Here is a 25435-nt window from a genome sequence, read left to right on the forward strand (position 1 = left end):
TATGACAGCAGTATTTTATTCATCTTAACATAAATTAATGAAGAATTTTTTAAGTCGTCCTTTTGGTATCATGAATATGGTAAAATAAATATAGTCTATTTTGGGAGGAAATTCGGTGAGAAAAAGAGGATTTGAAGTTATTTCAACATATGCACAACAAAAGATACAATTACCTCAACGAGCAACTCATCATGCTGCTGGATATGATTTTGAGGCGGCAGAAGATATTGTTATTCCAAGTATTTGGAAAGCTGGATTAAAACAAGGGATAACAGCTCTTTCAGAGGTATTGAAAAATGAAGAAACAACAGTCGACGAGAAAAAATTAAAACCAGTTCTTGTTCCAACTGGGATCAAAGCCTATATGGGAGAAGATGAATTTTTACAGTTAGCCAATCGTTCAAGTAATCCGTTGAAGCGTTTTTTAGTTTTAAGTAATGGAGTAGGTGTCATTGATAGTGATTACTATAATAATGATGCAAATGAAGGGCATATCATGTTCCAATTTACTAATTTTGGTTTGAAGGATGTTGTCATCAAAAAAGGTGAGCGAATTGGACAAGGAATTTTCTTGCCATTCTTAAAAGCAGATCAAGACCAAACAGAACAGGCTCGTAAAGGTGGCTTTGGTTCATCAGATGTATAACTACTCAAGGTTTATTTAATTCAAAAATAATTATTTAAGGAGGCGGGACAATGGCAAAAAAAGCGAAAGTCCAGTTTGTTTGCCAAAATTGTGGCTATGTTTCGCCTAAATTCTTAGGGCGTTGCCCAAATTGCGGGAAATGGAACACGATGGTCGAGGAAATCGAGCAAGATACGACTGACCGTAGAACACGAACAAGTTTGACTGGAGAAAAAGCCAAACCAACGAAAATTGCAGAAGTGATTCCTAAAAAGGAACCACGAGTCAAAACAAAATTAGATGAATTGAATCGAGTTTTGGGCGGGGGCGTCGTTCCGGGGTCAATGATTTTGATTGGTGGCGATCCAGGCATCGGTAAATCCACATTACTTTTACAAGTATCCCAACAATTAGCTGATATCGGCGGGAAAGTATTATATGTTTCTGGAGAAGAAAGTGCAGAACAAATTAAATTACGTGCCGAGCGTTTGGGTTCAATAAATACAGAATTTTACTTATATGCTGAAACTGATATGAATGAAATTAGCCGTGCCATCGAACAGATTTCACCAGATTATGTGATCATTGATTCGATTCAAACGATGACACAACCTGATATTACGAGTGTAGCAGGGAGTGTCAGTCAAGTGAGAGAAACGACTGCTGAGTTGTTGAAAATAGCGAAAACAAATGGGATTGCGATTTTTATCGTAGGACATGTAACGAAAGAAGGATCGATTGCGGGTCCACGTATGCTTGAACATATGGTTGATACTGTTTTGTATTTTGAAGGAGAACAGCATCATAGTTTTCGTATTTTGAGAGCAGTAAAGAATCGATTTGGTTCAACAAATGAAATTGGTATATTTGAAATGCATGAACATGGATTAGAAGAAGTTGCGAATCCTTCCCAAATCTTTTTGGAAGAACGATTAGAAGGAGCAACAGGCTCAGCGATTGTTGTGGCGATGGAAGGTACCCGCCCAATTTTAGTGGAAATCCAAGCACTGGTAACACCAACAATGTATGGAAATGCTAAACGAACCACTACTGGCTTAGATTTTAACCGAGTATCATTGATCATGGCAGTTCTCGAAAAACGAGCAGGCTTACTGTTGCAGAATCAAGATGCTTACTTAAAAGCAGCAGGTGGGGTAAAATTAAATGAACCAGCCATTGATTTAGCGATTGCTGTGAGTATTGCTTCCAGTTACAAAGAAAAAGGGACACAACCGACAGAATGTTTTATTGGCGAAATCGGGTTGACGGGCGAAATTCGCCGTGTCAGTCATATTGAACAGCGTGTCAAAGAAGTACAAAAGCTGGGTTTCACAAAAGTTTATTTGCCAAAGAACAATCTAGGAGGGTGGAATCCTCCGACTGGCATTGAAGTCGTAGGTGTCGCTACCTTGGCGGAAACGTTAAAACGTGTCTTTCGTTAAAAATAGTAAAATTAAAGAAATGGAGGAAAGAGTATGCAAAAACGTGTCATCACCTTGCTGATGATTATTGTCGGTGCCAGCTTAGGTATTTCTTTTTTACCAATGGCTTGGCAGACAATTGGTCAGCAAACAAATGGATGGCTGAATAATACATTTACCAATAGCCTGTTAGGTGCACTTATTTTCTTTTTATTGTCTTTGCTATTGGCAAAACATATCTCAGCTGTTATCAAGCAAATTGAGGGAAAATTAAGTGAGGTTAGTTTAACTTACCTATTGTTTGGTGCAATTGGTGGGATTATCGGGCTAACTTTAGGTGTAATTATTTCAACGCCACTATATAATTTGAAAATTCCGTTTGTAAATAGTGTTCTTCCCATCTTATTAATGGTTATTTTAGGCTATTTAGGATTCAGGATGGGAACCACTCGAATCGATGAATGGAAAAAAATCTTTGGTTCAAGAAACAAGAAAGTGGAACAAGAAACACCTAGTCAAGTGGAGAGCCAAATACTGGAACGGAAATTAGGCGAGAACTTTCATAAATACAAGATCTTAGATACTAGCGTGATCATTGATGGACGAATCTATGACATCACCAAAACTGGTTTTTTAGAAGGCACACTGATGATTCCGAATTTTGTGCTTTATGAATTACAGTATATTGCTGATTCTGGCGATAGCCTAAAACGTGTTCGCGGACGCCGCGGGCTGGATATCCTCAATGCTTTGCAAAAAGAAGAAGGAATCTCTGTTGAAATGTATGACGGTGATTTTGAAGATATCACTGAAGTGGACAGCAAATTGATCAAATTAGCGAAAATTTTAGATGGTGTCATCGTGACAAATGATTATAACTTAAATAAAGTCTCAGAGTTTCAAAATGTACCAGTGTTGAATATCAATGCTTTAGCGAATGCAGTAAAACCGGTAGTTATTCCAGGTGAAAACATGAATGTTTTAGTCGTAAAAGCAGGAACAGAACGTCAACAAGGGGTTGCTTATCTCGATGATGGCACCATGGTGGTCGTGGAAGATGGACAGCATTATATGAACGAACATATCGAAGTGGTTGTTACAAGTGCCTTACAAACAGCTGCCGGGCGGATGATTTTTGCAAAACCAGCCCATGCAGGTCGTGGGATCGATAATAAAGACAATAAAAAAGAAACTGAAAAAAGTAAACATGCTTAACGAAAGAAAAATCGGAATATGAGTATAAAAAGTAGCCAACTGGTAAGGAAATTCAACCAGTTGGCTTTACTATTTCCCATATTAAAGGTAAAATTTGTGCTGAGTGGCTTTCATTTTAATGAAAAAGCCTTTAAGAAATATGAGGATGTAAAACAGAACATGTTTTTCGTGTTTTATCTCATATTTTAAAGTCTAGTTTGAAAGAAGAGGAAGAAAATGACGAAAGTACGCGTACGCTATGCACCAAGTCCAACTGGGCACTTACATATTGGGAATGCTCGAACAGCATTGTTCAATTATCTATTTGCTCGCCACAACGATGGAGACTTTATTATTCGTATTGAGGACACAGACCAAAAACGAAACATTGAAGATGGTGAAAAGAGCCAATTGGAAAATTTGGCTTGGTTAGGTATCGATTGGGATGAATCTCCTGAAAATCCTGGAGAATATGGTCCTTATCGTCAATCTGAAAGAAAAGAAATTTATCAGCCTTTGATTGATCAACTTCTTGCAAGTAATCGGGCATACAAATGTTACTGTACAGAAGAAGAGTTAGAAGCAACTCGTGAAGAACAACGTGCACGTGGAGAAATGCCTCATTATGCGGGTACTTGTGCAAATCTAACACCAGAAGAACAAGCAGAAAAAGAAGCGCAAGGGATTGAACCAGTGATCCGATTCCGTGTACCACGTAATACGGAATATGCGTTCAAAGATATGGTCAAAGGGGATATCACCTTTGAATCAGATAATATCGGTGGCGACTATGTCATTCAAAAACGTGATGGTATGCCAACATATAACTTTGCTGTAGCTGTAGATGATCATATGATGAAGATTACTCATGTCTTACGTGGGGATGACCATATTGCAAATACACCTAAACAATTGATGATCTATGAAGCTTTTGGTTGGACACCACCAACATTCGGTCACATGACATTGATCATCAATACAGAAACTGGGAAAAAACTAAGTAAACGTGATGAATCGATTTTACAATTTATCGAACAGTATCGTGAATTAGGTTACTTACCAGAAGCAATGTTCAACTTTATTGCATTATTAGGTTGGTCACCAGTAGGCGAAGACGAAATTTTCAACCAAGAAGAATTGATCAACATGTTTGATCCAAATCGTTTGAGTAAATCACCTGCAGCCTTCGATGCGAAGAAATTACAATGGGTGAATAACCATTACATGAAAGAAATGGATTTAGATAAGTTAACAGACATGTGCTTGCCTTACTTGATCGCTGACGGTCGAGTACAAGAAAATCCTGATGAAAAAACGATCGAATGGGTCAAAAGAATCGTTAGTCTGTATCAACCACAAATGAGTTACGCAGCTGAAATCGTAGAAGCTTCTTCCTTATTCTTCAATGAACATCCTGTATTGAACGATGCGGCTAAAGAAGTATTAGCAGGCGAAACTGTTCCACTTGTTCTTAATGCATTTAAAGCACAACTAGAACAAATGGAAGTCGTGGATGCCCCAACCGTAAAAGCAGCAATCAAAGCTGTCCAAAAAGAAACTGGCGTTAAAGGTAAAAATCTTTTCATGCCGATCCGAGTAGCTGTTTCAGGACAAATGCACGGACCAGAATTACCAGATACGATCGAATTGCTTGGTCGTGAAAAATCATTAGCACATTTAAATCAAGTCATCAACTAAACACGATGAACAGAAAGAAGTAAGTAATCATTGATCTCAAGAGAGGTGACGGGCGGTGGAAGTCACTGATTGATGTTTACTGAAATGCCTCTGGGAGTGGTTTCGGCGAGTGAAATAGACACATCTCTTTGTGACGAATTTCAGGTAGTCGAGAACGTGTAAGCTTACGTTAACAGCTAGAGGTAATCATATCTGATTATAAATAAAAGTGGAACCACGCCAATTAGCGTCTTTTAATAAGGAAACTTGTTAAAGGCGCTTCTTTATTTGTCAGAGAACTACATAAATTATTGAGAGGAAGGAGCGATGACGATGGGGTGGTTTGCCCGAGCGGTAGAGGCAGCTAAAAAAAATGACCCGGCTGCTCGTTCAACATTAGAAATCGTTTTGACATATCCAGGGTTTCATGCCTTATTTTGGCATCGGGTGTCACATTACTTATATCAGCATAAACTTTACTTGCTGGCAAAAATCAATGCACAATTTTGGCGATTTATAACAGGAATCGAGATACATCCTGGAGCCCAGATCGGACAAGGTGTTTTTATCGATCATGGGATGGGGATCGTGATTGGAGAAACCGCAGAGGTCGCTGATGATGTAGTTCTTTTTCATGGAGTTACGTTAGGTGGTACAGGTAAAGAAACGGGCAAAAGGCATCCCACAGTGAAACAAGGGGCAATGCTTTCTGCCAATGCTCAAATATTAGGACCGGTCACGATTGGGAAACATACGAAGATTGGTGCCGGTGCAGTCGTTTTAAAAGACATTCCAGATTATGCTACAGCCGTGGGGGTTCCTGCAAAAGTAGTACGGATTAATGGAGAAAAAGTGAGGAGATCAGAATGATAAAAATTTACAATACATTGACTAGACAAAAAGAGGAATTTGTACCGATTCAAGCAGGAAAAGTCGGTATGTACGTGTGTGGTCCGACTGTTTATAACTATATTCATATTGGAAATGCCCGCAGCACGATTGCTTTTGACACGATTCGACGCTACTTTGAATATCGGGGATATCAAGTCGATTATGTTTCCAATTTCACTGATGTAGATGATAAAATCATTCGTGCTGCTAATGAATTAGGGATCACGGCGCCAGAAGTAGCCAACCGTTTTATCCAAGCATTTGAAGAAGATACCAAGGCGTTGAATGTGGAGCCAGCTACAGCGCATCCTCGTGTGATGGATCATATGCCAGATATTATTTCTTTCATCCAAGTATTGATCGAAAAAGGTTATGGATATGAATCAAATGGCGATGTCTACTACCGTACAAGAAAATTTTCAACCTATGGACAACTTAGTGATCAATCGATTGATGAGTTAGAAGTGGGCGCGAGTCAACGGACGGGAGCAGAACAAAGTCAGAAAGAAGATCCGCTTGATTTTGCACTATGGAAAAAAGCAAAACCTAATGAGATCTCTTGGGATTCTCCATGGGGACCCGGACGTCCAGGATGGCACATCGAATGTTCCGTTATGGCAACGAAACATTTAGGGGAAACAATTGATATCCATGGTGGTGGGCAAGATTTAGAGTTTCCACATCATGAAAATGAGATTGCCCAAAGCGAAGCAAAAACGGGAAAGAAATTTGCCAATTATTGGATGCACAATGGTTACGTCACGATTGGCGATGATGATCAGAAAATGAGTAAATCATTAGGTAACTTTATTACTGTCCATGAAATGATCCAAACGGTAGATCCACAAGTGTTACGCTTCTTCATGGCAACAACTCAATATCGCCGACCGATTCGTTATAGTGAGGCAACGATGAAGGAAGCAGCGACAAACTTGCAACGCTTAAGAAATACATTTGATAATCTTAAATTCCGCCTAGCAACAGCAGAAAAATCTCTGGCGGATGACACAAAGTATTTAGCTGAACTTGAACAAATCGAACAACGCTTTATTGAAGAAATGGACGACGATTTTAATGCTGCGAATGGAATTACCGTCGTTTATGAATTGGCAAAATGGTTAAACACGTATTTGGAGAAAACAACTGTTTCAGCGGATGTTCTAGCAAACGGGGAAGCATTATTTACCCAATGGTTGGCTATTTTTGGTATTTTATTTACATCTGAGGAATTACTTGATGAAGAAATCGAGCAGTTGATCGAAGAACGTACGCAAGCAAGAAAAAATCGTGATTTTGCCCGTAGTGACGAAATCCGTGACCAATTAAAAGAAAAAGGGATCTTGCTTGATGACACACCGCAAGGAACTCGTTGGAGAAGAGAAGCATGAAAGACTATACACAATTAAACGGACTAGCTTTAGCTTATGTAGGAGATGCCATCTATGAGATCTATATTCGTGACTATTTGATCGAACAAGGGGCGACTAAACCGAATAAACTTCATAAAGCAGCCACGAATTATGTTTCAGCAAAAGCACAAGCTTATCTGATTAAAGAGATGCTAGAAGAAAAATTGATGACACCAGAAGAAGAAACTTTTTATCGTCGTGGTAGAAATGCCAAAAGTCATACAAGTGCAAAAAATGCAGATGTCACAACTTATCGAATTGCCACAGGTTTTGAAGCTTTGATGGGGTATCTGCATTTGACGAAACAAACAGAACGGTTAGAAGAATTAATTGAATGGTGTATCCAGAAAGTCGGTGAAAAAAATGGGTAGAGAACAAAAAGAACGTCATTATAACAAACGTAAAAAAGCAACGAAACAGCCAATGAACGCTTCATCACAGAAAAAATCGCAAAAAAAGCGAAACCATTATGACACTTCCTATGAACCTGTAGTTGGGGAGAAAAAAGAGGAAGCAATCGAAGATAATTTTGTCTTTGGTCATCATGCAGCAGTAGAAGCCTTACAACAAGGTAGAGGGAATAAATTATTTTTACAAGAGGACTCACGGGGAGAAAAAACCGAAGAGTTAAAGAACATTGCTAGAGATCAAGCTGTACCAGTTAAATGGGTACCAAAACAAAAATTAGATACATTAAGTGATCATGGTGTACATCAAGGAGTAGTCTTAGCGATTACCCCGTATGAATATTTATCCTTAGACCAGCTTCTTCAGCAAACCAAAGAAAAAACAGAAACACCTTTCTTTGTCATTTTAGATAGTATTGAAGATCCTCACAATTTTGGTTCGATCCTACGAACAGCGGATGCAAGTGGGGTAGACGGCGTAATCATTCCTAAGCATCGGGCGGTAGGCATTACGCCAATCGTTACAAAAACCTCTACTGGAGCAGTCGAACATGTACCTGTAGCACGAGTGACTAATCTTGTTCAAGCGGTCCAACAACTAAAAGAAGCCGGTTTTTGGGTTTTTGGGACAGATATGGATGGTACAAATTTCCAAAAATGGAATGCAAAAGGCGCTATTGCTTTAGTGATTGGTAATGAAGGACGAGGAATGAGTCCTGGATTGAAAAAAGAAATGGACGAACTTTTGACCATTCCAATGGTCGGTCACGTTCAAAGTTTGAATGCGAGTGTTGCTGCTGGATTGTTGATGTATCAAGCTTTTTCTCAACGTCAAGGAGAGTGATCAGATGAAAAAGCAGCTCCTAATTGTTGATGGTTATAACATGATCGGTTCTTGGCCAGAACTCGTTTTGTTGAAAAAACAAGAAAAGATGGCGGATGCTAGAGAAGCTTTGTTGCATCGTTTGTCAAATTATGCCAAATACGAAGGAATTGAAGTGATAGTTGTTTTTGATGCACAATTGGTTCCAGGCATTCAGCAAAACTATAAGAAATACCAATTAGAAGTCGTCTTTACAAAAGAAGATGAAACGGCAGATAGCTATATTGAACGTATTGCTGGCCAATTGAATGATCGTTTAACGCAAGTAACTGTTGCCACGAGTGACTTAGCCGAGCAATGGATGATCTTTTCACAAGGGGCTTTGCGGACTTCTGCCTATGAATTATACAAAACGATCCAGAAAACAGAGAAAAACATTGCACAAGATAATATAAATATGCAATTTGATAATTTTCGTCGTAATTCGCCTTGGAGTAAAGAACAATTAGAAAAATTGTCCCAAAAGTTAGACGATTTAATGCGAAAAGGTAGATAACATAGTTATATGATTAGTCAATCGGATGATTGATGGTAAGATTCCTCCATAATCGAAAGAGATGGAGGAATTATTTTATGTCTGAGGAGTTATTGCGCACCGCACGTGACGGTGATGAAGAAGCATTCGCTATCCTATATCAAAAATATTTTCCACTTTTGTTACGTTTAAAAAATATGTACTACCTAAGAAATTATGTGTATGAAGATTGGGAACAAGAAGCAAGGATCGCCTTATACCAAGCTTTAAAGACTTATGAAAATAACAAAGGCGTTAGCTTTGGCAGCTATTATAAAAGCATTATCAGTAATCAAATTTATTCATTATTAAGAAAACAAAATGCCTTGAAACGTAGAGACCAAAAAGATGAATTATCGATTGATCAGAAGGTTGAAACAGAAGGTCCGGACTTTTTAGCAGAAATCACTACTCAAGAACCACTTGCGATGCAACGATTACTGTTAAATGAAGCCATTGAAGATTGCGAAATCAAATTTTCAAAAAAGGAAGCAAAAATATTTTATTATTATATGCAAGGAACCGATTTCAAGAGGATGGCAGAGGAACTTTCAATGGATGTCAAACAAGTCAAGAGTGCGTATAGCCGTGTGAAATTTAAAATAAAACAACATCTCAAAAATTATCATGAGGAATAATTTATAAAATTATTAATGTTTTTCTTATTTGTTTTTATTGCATTTCTTTTTTTATATGGTAAACTTGAAAATTTTTAGAAAGTGTGGTATATTGGGTAATGAGGTGAACTGTATGCCAACAACTTTAGCTACAATCAAAAAAGATTTAGAAGGTCGTATCGGCAGCCCAATCATGCTGGTTGCTCAGACAGGAAGAAAGCGTCAAACAGAACGCCGAGGCGTTTTAACAGAAACCTATCCTTCAGTATTCGTTGTTGATTTGGATCCTGAAGAAAATTCTTTTGAACGAGTATCGTATAGCTATTCAGATGTACTTACTCGAACAGTCGAGATTGAATTTTTAACTGAAGCAGTTTAAAAAGCAAGCGAGCCTAGTTTTTTATAAGGTTCGTTTGCTTTTTTGTTTGGAAATAGGTATGCTGAAAAAAAGAGAATTGGAGGCACTTTCAAATGGAACATTATGTAAAAAAATTTGCAGATTTGACCACTCAAGAATTTTATGAGATTGTCAAAGAACGCATTGCTGTTTTTGTCGTAGAACAAAATTGTCCCTACCAAGAAGTGGATGAAATTGATAGCCAAGCTTGGCATACGTATTTCAAAGATGAAGCAGGGAAAATTTCTGCTTATACACGTATTTTTGAAGAAGATGGAACCATTCATTTTGGTCGAGTGTTGGTCAATAGTGAGCATCGTAAAGAAGGGTTGGGACGTAAGATCGTGCAACGTACGATGGAAGTAATTGAAGCCAATTACCCGCAACGACCGATCGTCATTGGGGCGCAAGTCTATCTTCAATCTTTTTATGAGTCATTTGGATTCGAGGCCATTTCAGATGTTTATTTAGAAGATGACATCCCCCATATCGATATGAAAAAATCGAGCTAAAGTGATCATGACGATAGGTAGCGCAATACAAAAAAGAACAGTTACAGTGAAAACTGATAGCTGTTCTTTTTTGTATCATTTAGTTTTCTTTATTTTTCAGTTGTCTGATCAACGGTTGCTTGTGTAGTTGGTCGTCCGTTGTTTTCTGCTGTTTGTTGTGCAAGTAGATCACGAATGTCGCTCAAATAATCTTCAGCAGTTGGTTTGGCAGGTGCTTCTTCTGTTTCTTTTTCAGGACGTAATCTTTTAGCGTGGTTGGCTGCTTTTACCACTAAGAATAAGACAAACCCTGTAATAATAAATGTTATGATTGCACTAATAACATTGCCGAAAGCAAACGTAACTCCTTTAGTAGGTGACCAGTCCAAGATAGAAAGGGCGCCTTCCAAATCAGACGTGCCAGTAATCATCGCTACAACCCAGCCTACAAGAGGTGTGATCAAACCTTGAACGATCTGATTGACAATGCTAGTAAATGCACTCCCGATAACAACCCCAACGGCTAAATCTAATACGTCGCCACGCATAATAAACTCTTTAAATTCTTTAATCATTTTTCTCCTCCTCTCACTTATCCTTAGTATAACGAAGAATAAAAAAATATAAAAACGACATGCATTTATGGCTAAGGTCTGTCGTTCAAGTACTTATATGCTATACTAGAAGGTGACTCTTAAGTGATGCAAGAGAGAATTAAAGCAGTAAAAAATAGTAGCCACATATTCTTTTATCCTCCAAGATAAAATCAACCATGTCGGAGAACGAACTGCTAATAAAGGAGCATGTACTATGACATATCAACTGGCAGAGGGTGTAAACCTCCACGTCTTGCAAACAAAACAATATAAAACGGTTCGTATCTTTGTTCGCTTTACTACGCGTTTAAAAAAAGAAGTCATCACGAAACGTTCCCTTTTAAGTAGCTTGTTAGAAACGAACAGTTTAAATTATCCTGACCAGACTCAGTTAAGTGCAAAATTGGCGGATCTTTATGGTGCTAGTTTTGGAACGTCCGTGAGAAAAAAAGGCAATCTTCACTGGTTGGATGCTAGCATCAACTTTGTCAATGGCAAGTATATCAACGATACCAGCATTTTAAACCAAGCTGTTGCTTTTTTGAAAGAAGTTCTCTTTTATCCAAACATTACGGGGGAAAAATTTGATCCAGCCACTTTTGCTTTAGAAAAAAACAATTTGAAACTTTATTTAGAGAGCTTAAATGAAGACAAGCAAACGATGGCTTCACTGGCGCTTCAAGAGTTGTATTTTGATCAGTCGGAGGCGCAGAAAATACCAAGTTTTGGAACAATCGAAGATCTAGATGAACTCACAGCTGAAGTGTTAGCTGACTATTATCATCAGATGATCACAGAAGATCAGATCGATATCTTCGTAGTGGGAGATGTCTCTCCTGCAGAAGTCCAAGCAGCTTTTAGTGAATGGGCATTTCCAGAGCGAGAAAGATTACACCCGGAAATTTTTTATAGCCAACCGCAAGAAAATATCATCAAAGAGCGACAGATCGAAGAACCAGTGACTCAGGCGAAATTAAATTTGGCTTATCAAACCAATGTCTATTATGACCAACCGGATCGTTTTTCATTGATGGTCTTCAATGGATTATTTGGCGGTTTCCCACACTCTAAATTATTTATGAATGTTCGTGAAAAAGAGAGCCTAGCTTACTATGCTTCCAGCAGCATTGATACTTTTCGTGGGTTCCTAAGTGTACAAACAGGAATTGATGGACGTAAACGTAACCAAGTATTGCATCTGATCCATGAACAATTAGAAAGTCTACGAAATGGGGAAGTCACAGAACTTGAATTGACACAAACTAAGGCCATGTTACGAAACCAATATCTATTATCATTAGATGCCCCACAAGTAGCTGTCGAGACTGCCTATTTAGAGAATTGGTTGCCAGAAACGAAATTAACAGCTGACGAATGGTTAAAACGGATGGAAAAAGTAACGGTCGAAGACATCCAAAAAATAGCTCGACAAATCGAGTTGCAGGCAATTTTCTTTTTAGACGGAGGTACAACAAATGAATAAAACAGAATATGATCGAATCAACGAAACACTGTACCATGAAGTATTACCAAATGGTTTGACTGTTTATTTATTACCTAAAAATGATTACCATAAGACATATGGTTTATTTAGTACAAATTACGGTTCGATCGATAATGAATTTATTCCATATGGTTCAGATAAAAAGATAAAAGTTCCAGATGGTATTGCCCATTTCTTGGAACATAAATTGTTTGAAAAAGAGGATGGCGATGTCTTTCAATTATTTGGACAACAAGGGGCCTCAGCTAACGCGTTTACCAGTTTTACCAAAACAAGTTATTTATTTTCAACGACAGATCAAGTTGAAAAAAATTTGACGACTTTACTTGATTTTGTCCAAGCACCTTATTTTACGGAAGAAACAGTTAATAAAGAAAAAGGGATCATTGGGCAAGAAATACAAATGTATGAAGATGATCCAAATTGGCGGATGTTTTTTGGCATTTTGAATAATTTATACCCTGAACATCCTTTGCATATCGATATAGCTGGCACAGTTGAAAGTATTGAAGCAATCACTGCTGATGATTTATACACGTGCTATCGGACATTTTATCAGCCAAGTAATATGGTCTTGTTCGTAGTAGGAAAATTAGAGCCGGAAAAGTTGATGGAATTGATTCGAACCAATCAAAATGCTAAGGATTTTCCACCAGCTCAAAAAATCGAACGTTATTTCCCTGACAATAATGGTGATATTATTGCGAAAAGCTCAATGCGCTCAGCAATCACTAGAGATAAGTTTGTCTTGGGAATCAAAGGGCTAGATGTTTTACCAGCAGAAGGGAAGGAATTATTGAGATACAAGACTGCTCTCAATCTTTTATTCCAATTGTTATTAGGGAATACTTCTCAAAATTATTTGAAAATGTACAATGATGGTTTAATTGATGACAGCTTCGGTTTTGAATTTAGTTTAGATCGAGAATTTCATTTTGCTGACTTTAGCGGAGACACGGATCAGCCAGAAAAAGCAGCTGAAAAAGTGAAAGAAATTCTTCTGCATTTTGAAGAGGATCAAGAACTGTCTGAAGAAAATCTAACATTGTTGAAGAAAAAGATGTTAGGACAATATTTCCAAACATTAAATTCACTGGAATACATTGCAAACCAATTCACGCAAAGCCTATTTGGGGATCAAACATTATTTGATTTACCAGAAATTATTGAATCCATTCAATTAGCAGATGTATTAAAAGTAGGTCGTTCTTTTATCAAAGAAGAAGCGTTCAGTGAGTTTTATATGCAGCCAAATGTCTGATATAGAAGTAGAGATGACGAATGGGAAAGTAGTTAAACTCTTAAATTTCGTTATAGAGTGCATTCAATGTTACCCTAAGATAACTTCGTTTATGGTATTCTTAAGAAGATAAAGAATAAAAAATGGGCGTTGGTGTATGGCGTGTTACATTCTTAACGAAAAGGAACAATTAGACGACTAGCGTTTATACAATTGCTGGTTAGAATAAAAAGACTGGAGAAGATGAACGAGTGGCTTTTGAAACCATCGGAGAAACATTAAGGCAAGCTCGCCTAAATAAGAAAATATCTTTAGATGAATTACAGCAGATTACGAAAATTCAAAAACGTTATCTAGAAGCAATCGATAATGATGATTTTGATCAACTACCTGGAAAATTTTATGTTCGGGCATTTATTCGTCAATATGCAGAAGCTGTCGGTGAAGATGGCGATCATTTAGTTGATGTATTTGATGGGAAAAGCAAATTATCAGCTGGAGAAGTTGTCGCACGTCCTGAACCAGAAACAGTGAGTGGTTCGAGAAAAGCTATGCATCAGGAAGAAGCCAATCCAAGTAAGTTTTGGACAAGTCTACCGGTTATTTTACTTGGTTTAGTCGCTTTAGCAATTATTACTGTTGTGGGTTATATGACTTGGCAGGATCGAAAATCTGACCCGATTATTGATACAACGGCAACTTCAGTTTCGGTTGACGGTGCAATTACACAAACGACATCTAGCACTAAGAAAGAGCGTGAATCCTCTTCTTCAACAAGTACGACAACCACTTCAACAACACAAGAAGAGAAAAAGATGGCGATTACGGCTGGTGAAGACACAGGTAGTACGATCGCAGTGAATGTTACGGATGCGAAAAAACCTGTTACACTTGAATTTGCAGCGACTAACCGAATTTGGATCGGTGTATTAGTGGATAATGCCTATGTTTATCAAGGGACATTAGCAGCAAATGAAACACAAAGCACGCAATTACCGGAAACGGCAACCAATGCAACGATTCGATTAGGAGCTGCAAGTAATGCAACGGTTAAGATAAACGGGGAAGAAATCCCTGTTAATCCAGGAGCGAATAATCAAAATCCTAAAAATGTCACATTGACACTACAGTATGCAGAGTAAATCGCTTATAAGTAGAATGATGTGAAAAAAGAAAACAAGATAAGTACCTGGGAAGGCAGATTCATCTTAGGTGCTTATCTTTTTTCACGACTGCTGATAAAAACTGATCATTATCGGTGGAAAGTTTAGAACGAGTCACGTAGAATAGGGAAGAAAGGAGTCGATAGTGTGAATTTACCAAATAAATTAACTGTACTTAGAATTTGTATGATCCCGATTTTTATTTTAGTTGTCGGATTACCCTTAGATTGGGGACAAGTAACCGTAGGAACAACATCACTTGCTGTGACGCAATTAGTAGGAGCGATTATTTTTGCTTTAGCAAGTATTACCGATTGGCTCGATGGAAAAATTGCTCGTGCCAGAGGATTAGTCACCAATTTTGGAAAGTTTGCTGATCCATTAGCAGATAAAATGTTAGTGATGACCGCTTTTATCATGTTGGTGGGGCAAGGTAAGGCACCAGGATGGGTAGTTGCGATTATCGTTTGTCGAGAACTAGCTGTTACCGGTCTGCGACTATTGTTAGTCGAAGATGGGGAAGTCATGGCAGCAGCGTGGCCAGGAAAAGTAAAAACGGCTACGCAAATGGTGGCTATTATTTTGTTATTCATCAATAATATTCCATTTAATCTGATCAATTTACCGATGGATCAAATCATACTGTATGCTTGTTTGATCTTCACGATTTATTCAGGTGTTGATTATTTTATGAAAAATAGTGGTGTGTTCAAAGGTTCGATGTAAGATTCCTTACAAAGATGCACCATTTCGATAATTCGTCTTACCCCAAAATAACATTTTATATTTTGGGGTAAGACGAATTTATTTATGCTGATTCACGTTTCAATCATTTATTTGATCGCCATTTTTCTAAACTAGCTAGATGCCTAGCTATCTTATGATGAAGATGAAAATGATGAAACTCTTTATCAGAAAATGAGCAAATGATAAATGAAACGTTTAGCAAATGGCGTATACTATTAGTAGATAAAAAGAGATTGAGAAGAGACCAAAACAGGCCAACGAGAATTCGTCTGTTGTAATGAAGGAAGCGAAAAAATGAAATCAGAAATCATAGCAGTAGGGACAGAACTTTTACTAGGACAAGTAGTCAACACGAATGCCACGTTTTTATCCGAACAGTTAGCAGACCTCGGGATTGATGTGTATTATCAAACGGTGGTTGGTGATAATCCCGACCGCTTAGAATCATTACTCCAATTAGCAGAAACCAGAAGTGACTTGATCATTTTATGTGGAGGGTTGGGACCGACAGAAGACGACCTGACGAAAGAAGTTACTGCGAAACATCTAGGGGAAGAATTGATCCAAAACACCGAAGGCTATAAAAAATTGTTAGCATTTTTTGAAACGACCAAGCGTAAAATGACTGAAAATAATTTACAACAATCACAAATCATCGATGGGGGGATTGCTTTACCTAATCGCACAGGCTTAGCATTAGGTACGTTCTATCAAACAGCAGACCATGTCTATCTCTTGTTACCTGGACCACCGAGCGAATTAAAGCCAATGTTCATTGAACAAGCTCGCCCATTATTGGAGCAAAACTTTCCATCTGAAGAAATGCTGATCTCAAAAGTTTTACGTTTTTACGGTATCGGGGAATCCCAACTAGTCACAGAATTAAAAGACTTGATTGAAACACAGATCAACCCAACGATTGCCCCTTACGCAAAACCTAACGAAGTCACTTTACGATTAACTGTGAAGACCAAAGACAAACATGCAGGAAACCAAGCCTTACTTGTTTTGGAAGAAAAAGTATTGGCGAGAGTAGGTGAGTACTTCTATGGATATGGTGATGATAATTCATTGCCTAAAGTGGTCGTAGAATTATTAAAGGAAAGAAACCAAACAATAACTGCAGCAGAAAGTTTGACTGCTGGAGCCTTTCAATCAGCTTTGGGAGAGATCTCTGGTGTTTCTCAAGTCTTCCCAGGAGGCTTCATTACCTATTCTTTAGAAACTAAAGCAGAATTTTTACACATCGATGATGCACTATTGAAGCAGCATGGAACCGTCAGCCAAGAATGTGCAGAACAAATGGCTATCCAAGCACGTAATTTAGCAAAAACAGATTATGCGATTTCGTTTACTGGAGTGGCTGGACCAGATACCTTAGAAGGACAGCCAGCTGGAACAGTTTGGATCGCGGTTGCAACAAGCGAAGGGGAGGTCATTTCGCAGAAATACCAATTTACCAGAGACCGTTCTCATATAAGGAATAGCGCAGTAATGCAAGGATTTGATCTCATTAGAAGACAACTATTAAGAAAAAATAAATGCGAATATTTGTTCGGTTTTTTCTTGCTTTTTGTCATTAAAAACGATATGATTAGTACAATGAAATGTCGCACTGATTTGTGAATATAAGGAGGATTATCGTATTGGCAGATGATCGTAAAGCAGCCTTAGATGCTGCGTTGAAAAAAATTGAAAAGAACTATGGGAAAGGCTCGATCATGAAACTTGGCGAAAAAATCGACCAACAAGTTTCGACTATCCCAAGTGGTTCTCTTGCATTAGATGTTGCTTTAGGTGTTGGTGGTTACCCACGAGGACGTATCATTGAAGTATATGGTCCTGAAAGTTCAGGTAAGACAACCGTTGCCTTGCATGCAATCGCTGAAGTACAAAAAAATGGCGGAACAGCCGCTTTTATCGATGCTGAGCATGCCTTAGACCCACAATATGCTCAAAAATTAGGGGTAAACATTGACGAATTACTTCTTTCACAACCAGATACTGGGGAACAAGGACTAGAAATCGCTGATGCGCTTGTATCAAGTGGTGCAGTAGATATCGTAGTAGTCGATTCGGTTGCAGCTTTAGTTCCACGTGCTGAAATCGATGGAGAAATGGGTGACTCTCACGTAGGGTTACAAGCTCGATTAATGTCACAAGCATTGCGTAAACTATCTGGGTCGATCAATAAAACAAAAACGATCGCTATTTTCATTAACCAAATTCGTGAAAAAGTTGGAGTGATGTTCGGTAATCCTGAAATCACACCTGGGGGACGTGCATTAAAATTCTATGCAACGATTCGTTTAGAAGTGCGCCGTGCGGAACAATTGAAACAAGGAACAGACATTGTTGGGAACCGTACGAAGATCAAAGTAGTTAAAAATAAAGTAGCGCCACCATTCAAAATTGCTGAAGTCGATGTGATGTATGGGCAAGGAATTTCTCAAGAAGGAGAATTGCTTGATATGGCGGTTGAAAAAGATATCGTTGATAAAAGTGGTGCTTGGTATTCTTACAAAGAAGATCGTATTGGACAAGGTCGTGAGAATGCAAAAAATTACATGTCCACTCATCCCGAAATGATGGCAGAAGTTTCTGCTTTAGTCCGGGCGGCTTATGGGATCGGTGAAGATGTAGAAATACCCGAAGAAACGCAAGCAGAACTTCCTTTAGAGGAATAAGATGAAGTAAGAATAGAAATAATCGAATAACTATTCAAAGGATGTTTGAGCATCGAGAGAACTCGCGTCGTTCAGAGAAAGTGTTTTCCTTTGATATGTTGTCGATTGAATCTAATAAGCCGAAATTTTTTAAAATTTCGGCTTATTTTTTGTCTTTTAAGTAGTCATTTGACTATACTTTCTCCTAAAACATAATGGGAAATGGGAATGTTTATGCAGTGACTGACTACATCGGCAGAAAGGGACTATTCTACTTAAATGAAAGGATAGTTTGTTACTTAAAAGTCATTTTTTGTTCTTAATTTTCATTAATGCAAAATTATTTGTTCTTAATATGTTTTGGTTATTATTTAATATTATCTTTTATTCATAAAATGACCTTTAAATGAAAATAGAGAAAGCCGTTTCTTATGTATTTAAAGTTGACACTACGGGGTACAAACATTAGAATAAACTTGTGCATGTTTTTGTACACCTATGCATAAAGCATATTAACAAGTTTAGAGTACTTTATCATAAAAGTTATATAGATGATAAAAATGAAAAAGATAGTATGGAGGTGGATTTTATGGTATTCAATATTCTCCTCGCTATCATCGGTTTAATTGTCGGTCTTGGTTTAGGGTTTATGGTTGCAAAGTCACGTCATGAAAAAGAAATTGCAGGTGCTCAATCATCAGCAGCTGGAATTATTGATAGTGCAAAGAAAGAAGCAGAAACTCTAAAAAAAGAAGCATTGTTAGAAGCTAAGGAGGAAAACCAGAAATATCGTTCTGAAGTGGAGAGTGAGTTGAGAGAAAGCAAGTTAGAATTAAAATCTCAAGAAAATCGTTTAATTCAGCGTGAACAAACGTTGAATCGTAAGGATGACTCATTGGAAAAACGTGAGACCTCACTTGAAAGCAAAGAAGAAGCACTTAGTTCAAAACAGCAATTGATTGAAGAGCGAGAAAAAGACGTTGAAAAGTTGATTGAAGAACAACAAAGAGAATTAGAAAAAATTGCTGGTTTATCTAAAGAAGATGCAAAAGATGTCATCATGAAATCAACTGAAGAAGAATTGAATCATGAATTGACGTTAATGGTCAAAGAATCGGAACAACGTGCAAAAGAAGAAGCAGATCGTAAAGCCAAAAATCTTTTATCGTTAGCGATTCAGCGCTGTGCGGCAGACCAAGTATCTGAAACAACTGTATCCGTAGTAACTTTACCAAATGATGAAATGAAAGGACGCATCATTGGTCGAGAAGGACGAAATATCCGTACACTAGAAACATTGACTGGAATTGACTTGATCATTGATGATACACCAGAAGCAGTGGTCCTTTCAGGTTTTGATCCAATTCGTAGAGAAATCGCTCGGATGACTTTAGAAAAACTGATCCAAGATGGACGGATCCATCCTGCACGAATCGAAGAAATGGTCGAAAAATCGCGTAAAGAAATGGATGAACGAATCCGTGAGTACGGGGAAGAAGCGGCGTTTGAAGTTGGTGCGCATACCCTTCATCCAGATTTGATCAAAATCATGGGTCGTCTTCATTTTAGAACTAGCTATGGACAAAATGTTTTGAAACATTCAGTAGAGGTTGCTAAATTGTCAGGTATACTAGCCGCTGAGTTAGGCGAAGATATCCAATTAGCTAAACGAGCTGGTTTGCTTCATGATATCGGGAAAGCATTAGATCATGAAATCGAAGGTTCTCACGTAGAGATCGGTGCAGAGTTAGCTGCTAAATACAAAGAAAATCCTGTAGTGATCAATGCGATTGCATCTCATCATGGAGATGTTGAAGCAACGTCAGTTATTTCTGTCTTGGTAGCTGCTGCAGATGCCTTATCCGCTGCACGACCAGGAGCTAGAAGTGAATCCTTGGAAAATTATATCCGTCGCTTAAGAAGCTTAGAAAACATTTCAAATAGCTTTGCCGGAGTAGAATCTAGTTTTGCTGTTCAAGCTGGACGAGAAGTTCGGGTTATGGTAAAACCAGAAGAGATCTCTGATTTAGATGCAGTTCGTTTAGTACGAGATATTCGTAAACGAATTGAAGAAGAATTAGATTATCCAGGGCATATCAAAGTCATCGTTATTCGTGAAACGCGTGCGACAGACTACGCTAAGTAAAAAATAAAAGAACGTTACGATTAGTTAGGATAATCGTAGCGTCTTTTTTGTTTTAAACCACTATTTAATCAAGCTTGATCGCTTTAACATTATTTTGATAAGAGGTTGAGCAGCTATAAACATGGTGTGTTAACTTTGAGTTCTAAATTAGCTTCTTAATAAGAAGTAGGCATAATCTAACTAGAGACGATTATTCTATCATTAAAGTAGATCAAAATTATTCTTAATGACTACTAGAAAATCAAACTAGGATGAAGAATAGTTAGGAAATAAAATTTGTTGCATTAGTGTACATTTTTTTAACGAGAGATAAAAGTTGTATAAACTAGTAAAATATTGATCTATGAGTTTGAAATCAATTTTATGTACAATTTTTTACTAGGATTTATTGGGTAGAAAGATATAGTTTTTGTTCTTGAAAACACAAGTAATTGATTCTATATGATCTAAATATAGATGAGGTGGGGTAAGCAGATGGATAATTATGAGTTGTTGGAATACAATTTAGCAGAATTTATGACTTCAGATATGCAAGAGGAATTTTTACAATTTTTTCATTTTCAGAATATTAATGAATTTAAGGAACAGTATGTTCATTCAAAAAAACTGCTAAAAGATCAGAACGAAGAGATGTTGAATGAACTAAAAGAATGGAGACAAGTTGATTCAATTGAAAAATTCTCGCAACAAGTAACAATAAAGCTAACTGAGCAATATTTTATGAAGTACCCAAATCTAATAAAATACAAAAATGTTAGCAATAACATTAATGAAAACCTTTGCAAAGATATTCATGAGATTCTTTTGCGAACGATTGTTTATGACTTTAATCTATTAAAGTCACAGTTACAAAAACTCTCTGTGAAAAGTTATATTAGAAATTATTTATCTAATGAGAAATACGTCACAGGTTTGTTTCAAAGATTTCCTGTTTTATTCAATTTAATAGATAAAAAAATCAAAGAAACAATTTGTTACATTTCTGAAGTTATCCAACATGTAGAGTATGATTCAAAGGAAATTAACGAATTGTTTAGTATTCAACTTGATCAAGAAATAGGAGTTGAATTTTCTTCGGGTGATCCGCATCTGTCAGGAAAATTTCCACTCGTGATAACAGGTAAAAAGAATAAAATTATTTATAAACCACGAAGTAATTACAATGATTTATTATTTGGAGAATGCGTTGCTTTATTTAATAAAAATAATTTTAACAAACAACTAGCACAAATAAAATTATTGAATCGTAAAACGTATTCTTGGTCAGAATTTGTTGTAAGTGATCCTTGTCAATCAGAAGAAGAAGTTCAAGATTTCTATTATAAAATGGGGGCAATTATTGCAATTCTTTTCTATTTAAATGCTTCGGATATTCATCTTGAAAATCTAATTGCAAGTGGTGGTTCACCCATGCTCATTGATTTAGAATGCTTGTTTAACAATTTAGATCGTATGGAAGCATTATCTGTAAATGATAAGATACATGAATTTTTGACTAATTCTGTTCTTAATTCTGGAATTGTACCTATGTACAACGAATTTTTTAAAGATGATATTTCGGCTTTAGGAAGTCATGAAAACTTATTCCAACGTTTTTCAGTACCACAATTGATTGTTTCAGAAGATGATTTAGAAATTAAATTCACTGAAAATTCTGATGAATTTAAATATTCATATTCTAATGTTCCGATGTATCATGGACAAAATTATCGTTTTTTAGACTATAAGCAACAGATCTATCAAGGATTTACAGAAACATTTCACCTATTTTTGGATAAAAAATCAGAGCTGATTGATATTGTTGAGCGCTATAAAAATGATATTACTATCCGACATTTAATAAAACCAACAGCAACTTACAGTAAAATAGCGACTTTAAGTTATCATCCTAGGTTCTTGACAGCACCGTTTGATCGCTTGTTATTTGTCTATTCTCAAATGGCAAGATTTGGTTCTACACCATTTCTTACCTATGAAATTGAGGACATACTAGAGGGGGATATCCCTTATGTTTTTTCAAAACTTAACTCAAATACACTTAACATTTCAAAAAAATGACATTTACGAATAACAGTCGTATAGATTTCTTAACACTATGGAAAAAAAAGATCCATTCTCTTAGTGAGAAAGATTTAAACTACCAATTAAATATTTTGCAAAAAAGCTTTGGAGATAAAAATATTACGTTAGAAGATCTTTTTATAATTGGAGAAAAAAATGATGAGATCAAGACTTTAGAATCTTACATCCATAGTAAAAGGATAGTACACAATAAGCAGGTGACGTGGCTTCATACCGGTTATGAAGATTTAACAAAAGACAAAGATTTTAAAATTCGTTTAAAACTGCAGCCAATGAATAACAGTTTGTATAATGGGAAAATTGGTGTAGCAATCACTTACTATTATTTATGGAAAACAAAAAATGATTTTGATTACAAAAACAGATTTCTATTAATATTGAATGATTTACTTGATCATTTTGATTTATCTAATCAAAAAAATTATGATATAGGGGTTTTTTCTGGATTAGGTGGTTATATCTATTTATTTAATTTGATTGCTCCATCCTTGCGAACATCAAAACTGATCGCAATTGAGCAAGATATCCTTCAATATCTGGGACAAAAAATAAAAAAAGACAAAATTCTGGATATTATGAGTGGTACGGCGGGGTTATTACTACTTTTTTGTAATATTTATAAAAAGAGCCCTAATAAAGAATTAAAAAAATTAATTGGACTTTGTGTGGAGAATTTATTAAATAATTTAATAGAATCAGAGGGAAAAGGAAGTTATTGGGAATCCTCTGTAGAAAAGAAACTTATTTTAGGTTTTTCTCACGGAACATCAGGTATTCTTTATGCTTTAGCGATTTATGAAGAGTTATTTTCGGTAACCAAAATAAAAGAAACGATTGGCGCAGTTACCTTATTTGAAAACCAACATCGTAAAAACGGTGTGTGGTTTGATACAAGAGGAGAAAAATGGATTGAGCAAAATACTTTTTATTGTAATGGTCTTGTAGGAATGCTTACTCATCGATATCTTATGGAAGGAGAAAGCCCAGAGGAGCTATTATATTTTGCTCGATTAAAAGAAGAATTAAACAAAGAACGTGTAGATAGTTGCTTATGTCATGGCTTTTTAGGAAATATGTGGCTTTACCGTCATTTCTTCATTCATCATAATATAAAGTCATATGCGTTCTTACTCGATGATTGGAATGCATACTTAGACAAACGAACAATTAATGAAAGTTGTTTAGAAGACGAGTTTCTAGATGTTGGTTTGATGACCGGTCTTTCCGGGGTGATTTTGGGATTGTTAGCGTTGGAGAACCCTAACATACCAAACATACTTTTATTCGATTTATAGATAAATCCTTCAACCGAAAATACGAATGAAGAGATAGGATCTGATTGAATAATAGATTGATAAGTGTAACAAACAGTTGATGACAATAAAAAATGATTGATCAACTTGAAAGGAGGTGAAGAAAATGGCAGTAGGACTATTAATGAAAGCAGGCAATGTTTCTGAAGAATTAGCAGTATTAAACAACGAACATAGTTTGAATGCTTCGCTAGATACCATCTGCGGAACAATGGGTAGCCTTGGTTGTGGTAGTTTTGGTTGTGGCTCTTTATCTAGCTGTTGCTAAAATATATACGGATGAAAGGTTTCAGAGGTTTTATTGTGAATATTGAAAAATAATAATTCAGAATGAAGAGTCTGAATCTGGGACATTAATCAGAAAAAATCTGATTAATGTCCTACTTTTTTTAGTAAAAAGATTCCTTCAGACTCATTCGTTTTATTTCTTATCCAGCATTTCTCGATCTTTTTCGATCGTTGTATTGATCCCTTTGATAATAGCAGGAATGAAGCCAGCTTCTTCTAAAGCCACAACACCTGCAACGGTTGTTCCGCCAGGGGAAGAAACCTGGTCAACTAGCTCCCAAGGGTTTTCATCACTTGCTAGGAATTTTTGACAAGATCCCATAATAGCTTTGGCAGCGATCTCGGTTGCCATTTTTTTAGGTAAGCCATTAAAGACACCCGCACGACCCATGGCATCGATCAACATATAAATAAATGCTGGTGAACTACCGGCTAACCCAATAAACGTACTGAAATCACCTTCTGCCAGTGGATAGACACTGCCGATTGCTTCAAAGATTTGCGTTGCTTCTTTGAATTCCTCATATGTGACATGATGATTTTTACAGATAGCAGAGACACCTGCACCCACACTAACGTTTACGTTTGGCATGACACGAATGATTTTCGCTTCGGGGTCATTTAGGGCTTTTTCCAGATCATGTAATGATTTTCCTGAAGCAATTGAAATAAAGAGACATTTCTGACTATATTTTCTTAAATCCTTCAGTACTTGGTCAATGATTTTAGGTTTGACTGCCAGTAAAATGACATCTACTTGTTTTGCGACTTCTTGATTTGTTTGACAGGCGGTTACACCAGTTGCTTCTGCAAAACGTTGTGCATTTTCGAAATGACCACTTGAGACAAAAATATCTTCTTTAGCCACTGTTTCGTGTTCAATCAAGCCGTTAATGATTGCTTGCGCCATATTACCTGTTCCAATGAATCCAATTTTCATGTTATCCTCTCCTTTTGTTTTAGCATAGCTTTCTTTTCAATGAAGGGCAAGCAAAGAATAAAGCGTGTGGATAATAGATACATAAACAGGTGAAACTAGTGCATAAGTGGTAAAAATAAGGTAAATAAGCTAACATTGATTTATAAATTGAAAGTTTTCAAGTAAGGATGGTAAAGTGTGAAAAATAAAAGTCATACGGCATTTCAGTGGTTGAAAAATCATAG

The 25435-nt window shown here is 36.8% G+C and carries 24 protein-coding genes and 1 other annotated feature; of the genes, 22 read left to right on the top strand and 2 right to left on the bottom strand.

Annotated features, from left to right (window positions below):
• The first annotated feature begins 115 nt into the window (after positions 1-115).
• The 12 genes from EHR_RS05020 to EHR_RS05075 all read left to right on the top strand — a co-directional run bounded on the left by EHR_RS05020 (position 116) and on the right by EHR_RS05075 (position 10547).
• Positions 116-646: a dCTP deaminase/dUTPase family protein gene (locus tag EHR_RS05020; protein WP_010720639.1), complete on the top strand. Its 531-nt coding sequence runs from the start codon at positions 116-118 to the stop codon at positions 644-646.
• 50 nt (positions 647-696) lie between these two features.
• Positions 697-2067, top strand: coding sequence for a DNA repair protein RadA (gene radA / locus EHR_RS05025; protein ID WP_010720638.1), 1371 nt, complete (start codon positions 697-699; stop codon positions 2065-2067).
• A 33-nt stretch (positions 2068-2100) separates the two neighbouring features.
• Positions 2101-3261, top strand: a complete 1161-nt coding sequence (locus EHR_RS05030; RefSeq protein ID WP_010737262.1) for a PIN/TRAM domain-containing protein — start codon at positions 2101-2103, stop codon at positions 3259-3261.
• Between the two features lie 216 nt (positions 3262-3477).
• Positions 3478-4938 carry a glutamate--tRNA ligase gene (gltX, locus tag EHR_RS05035; protein WP_010720636.1) on the top strand — a complete coding sequence of 487 codons (1461 nt, stop codon included), beginning with the start codon at positions 3478-3480 and terminating at the stop codon, positions 4936-4938.
• Positions 4935-5175, top strand: a binding site (T-box leader). Its footprint overlaps the gene before it by 4 nt.
• Before the next feature lie 75 nt (positions 5176-5250).
• A complete protein-coding gene (gene epsC, locus EHR_RS05040; RefSeq protein WP_010720635.1) occupies positions 5251-5787 on the top strand; it encodes a serine O-acetyltransferase EpsC in 537 nt (178 codons plus the stop codon).
• Positions 5784-7196, top strand: coding sequence for a cysteine--tRNA ligase (gene cysS / locus EHR_RS05045; protein ID WP_010737263.1), 1413 nt, complete (start codon positions 5784-5786; stop codon positions 7194-7196). Before epsC ends, cysS begins: the two co-directional genes overlap by 4 nt.
• The gene (locus EHR_RS05050; protein ID WP_010720633.1) at positions 7193-7588 is read left to right on the top strand and encodes a Mini-ribonuclease 3; all 396 of its coding nucleotides are present in this window, start codon (positions 7193-7195) and stop codon (positions 7586-7588) included. The genes cysS and EHR_RS05050 overlap by 4 nt, the downstream gene beginning before the upstream one ends.
• Entirely contained in the window at positions 7581-8468 is an 888-nt protein-coding gene (gene rlmB / locus EHR_RS05055; RefSeq protein ID WP_010720632.1) for a 23S rRNA (guanosine(2251)-2'-O)-methyltransferase RlmB, read from the top strand. The genes EHR_RS05050 and rlmB overlap by 8 nt, the downstream gene beginning before the upstream one ends.
• Positions 8469-8472: 4 nt before the next feature.
• Positions 8473-9003 carry an NYN domain-containing protein gene (locus tag EHR_RS05060; protein WP_010737264.1) on the top strand — a complete coding sequence of 177 codons (531 nt, stop codon included), beginning with the start codon at positions 8473-8475 and terminating at the stop codon, positions 9001-9003.
• A 77-nt stretch (positions 9004-9080) separates the two neighbouring features.
• The gene (locus EHR_RS05065; RefSeq protein WP_010737265.1) at positions 9081-9659 is read left to right on the top strand and encodes a sigma-70 family RNA polymerase sigma factor; all 579 of its coding nucleotides are present in this window, start codon (positions 9081-9083) and stop codon (positions 9657-9659) included.
• Positions 9660-9771: 112 nt separating this feature from the next.
• Positions 9772-10017: a Veg family protein gene (locus tag EHR_RS05070; RefSeq protein ID WP_005875105.1), complete on the top strand. Its 246-nt coding sequence runs from the start codon at positions 9772-9774 to the stop codon at positions 10015-10017.
• 92 nt (positions 10018-10109) lie between these two features.
• The gene (locus EHR_RS05075; protein ID WP_010720628.1) at positions 10110-10547 is read left to right on the top strand and encodes a GNAT family N-acetyltransferase; all 438 of its coding nucleotides are present in this window, start codon (positions 10110-10112) and stop codon (positions 10545-10547) included.
• A gap of 89 nt (positions 10548-10636) precedes the next feature.
• On the opposite strand, the gene mscL is transcribed toward EHR_RS05075, so the two are convergent.
• Positions 10637-11101: a large conductance mechanosensitive channel protein MscL gene (mscL, locus tag EHR_RS05080; protein ID WP_010720627.1), complete on the bottom strand. Its 465-nt coding sequence runs from the start codon at positions 11099-11101 to the stop codon at positions 10637-10639.
• A gap of 235 nt (positions 11102-11336) precedes the next feature.
• On the opposite strand from mscL, the gene yfmF reads away from it, so the two are divergent.
• The 10 genes from yfmF to EHR_RS14220 all read left to right on the top strand — a co-directional run bounded on the left by yfmF (position 11337) and on the right by EHR_RS14220 (position 24251).
• Positions 11337-12605 carry an EF-P 5-aminopentanol modification-associated protein YfmF gene (gene yfmF / locus EHR_RS05085; protein ID WP_010737266.1) on the top strand — a complete coding sequence of 423 codons (1269 nt, stop codon included), beginning with the start codon at positions 11337-11339 and terminating at the stop codon, positions 12603-12605.
• Positions 12598-13887, top strand: a complete 1290-nt coding sequence (gene yfmH / locus EHR_RS05090; RefSeq protein WP_010737267.1) for an EF-P 5-aminopentanol modification-associated protein YfmH — start codon at positions 12598-12600, stop codon at positions 13885-13887. Before yfmF ends, yfmH begins: the two co-directional genes overlap by 8 nt.
• Before the next feature lie 230 nt (positions 13888-14117).
• On the top strand, positions 14118-15008 hold the full coding sequence (locus tag EHR_RS05095) for a RodZ domain-containing protein (RefSeq protein WP_010720624.1): 891 nt from the start codon (positions 14118-14120) through the stop codon (positions 15006-15008).
• Between the two features lie 168 nt (positions 15009-15176).
• On the top strand, positions 15177-15755 hold the full coding sequence (gene pgsA, locus EHR_RS05100) for a CDP-diacylglycerol--glycerol-3-phosphate 3-phosphatidyltransferase (protein WP_010737268.1): 579 nt from the start codon (positions 15177-15179) through the stop codon (positions 15753-15755).
• A gap of 315 nt (positions 15756-16070) precedes the next feature.
• Positions 16071-17402 (top strand): competence/damage-inducible protein A, encoded by a 1332-nt coding sequence (locus EHR_RS05105; protein WP_014834410.1) that lies wholly within the window; start codon positions 16071-16073, stop codon positions 17400-17402.
• Between the two features lie 20 nt (positions 17403-17422).
• Positions 17423-18463 (top strand): recombinase RecA, encoded by a 1041-nt coding sequence (gene recA, locus EHR_RS05110; protein WP_010720621.1) that lies wholly within the window; start codon positions 17423-17425, stop codon positions 18461-18463.
• A 568-nt stretch (positions 18464-19031) separates the two neighbouring features.
• Entirely contained in the window at positions 19032-20588 is a 1557-nt protein-coding gene (gene rny / locus EHR_RS05115) for a ribonuclease Y (protein ID WP_010720620.1), read from the top strand.
• Positions 20589-21062: 474 nt separating this feature from the next.
• Complete coding sequence (gene lanM, locus EHR_RS05120) at positions 21063-22646, top strand: type 2 lanthipeptide synthetase LanM (RefSeq protein WP_042969872.1); 1584 nt, start codon at positions 21063-21065, stop codon at positions 22644-22646.
• A complete protein-coding gene (locus tag EHR_RS05125) occupies positions 22643-23965 on the top strand; it encodes a lanthionine synthetase LanC family protein (RefSeq protein WP_014834411.1) in 1323 nt (440 codons plus the stop codon). Before lanM ends, EHR_RS05125 begins: the two co-directional genes overlap by 4 nt.
• A 124-nt stretch (positions 23966-24089) precedes the next feature.
• Positions 24090-24251: a hypothetical protein gene (locus EHR_RS14220; protein ID WP_010720618.1), complete on the top strand. Its 162-nt coding sequence runs from the start codon at positions 24090-24092 to the stop codon at positions 24249-24251.
• Positions 24252-24404: 153 nt separating this feature from the next.
• Here the strand turns inward: EHR_RS14220 and proC are convergent, their stop codons facing one another.
• The gene (gene proC, locus EHR_RS05130) at positions 24405-25211 is read right to left on the bottom strand and encodes a pyrroline-5-carboxylate reductase (RefSeq protein ID WP_010720617.1); all 807 of its coding nucleotides are present in this window, start codon (positions 25209-25211) and stop codon (positions 24405-24407) included.
• Between the last annotated feature and the right edge of the window lie 224 nt (positions 25212-25435).

It is taken from the genome of Enterococcus hirae ATCC 9790, from assembly GCF_000271405.2.
In the GTDB taxonomy this organism is placed as follows: Bacteria; Bacillota; Bacilli; order Lactobacillales; family Enterococcaceae; genus Enterococcus_B; species Enterococcus_B hirae.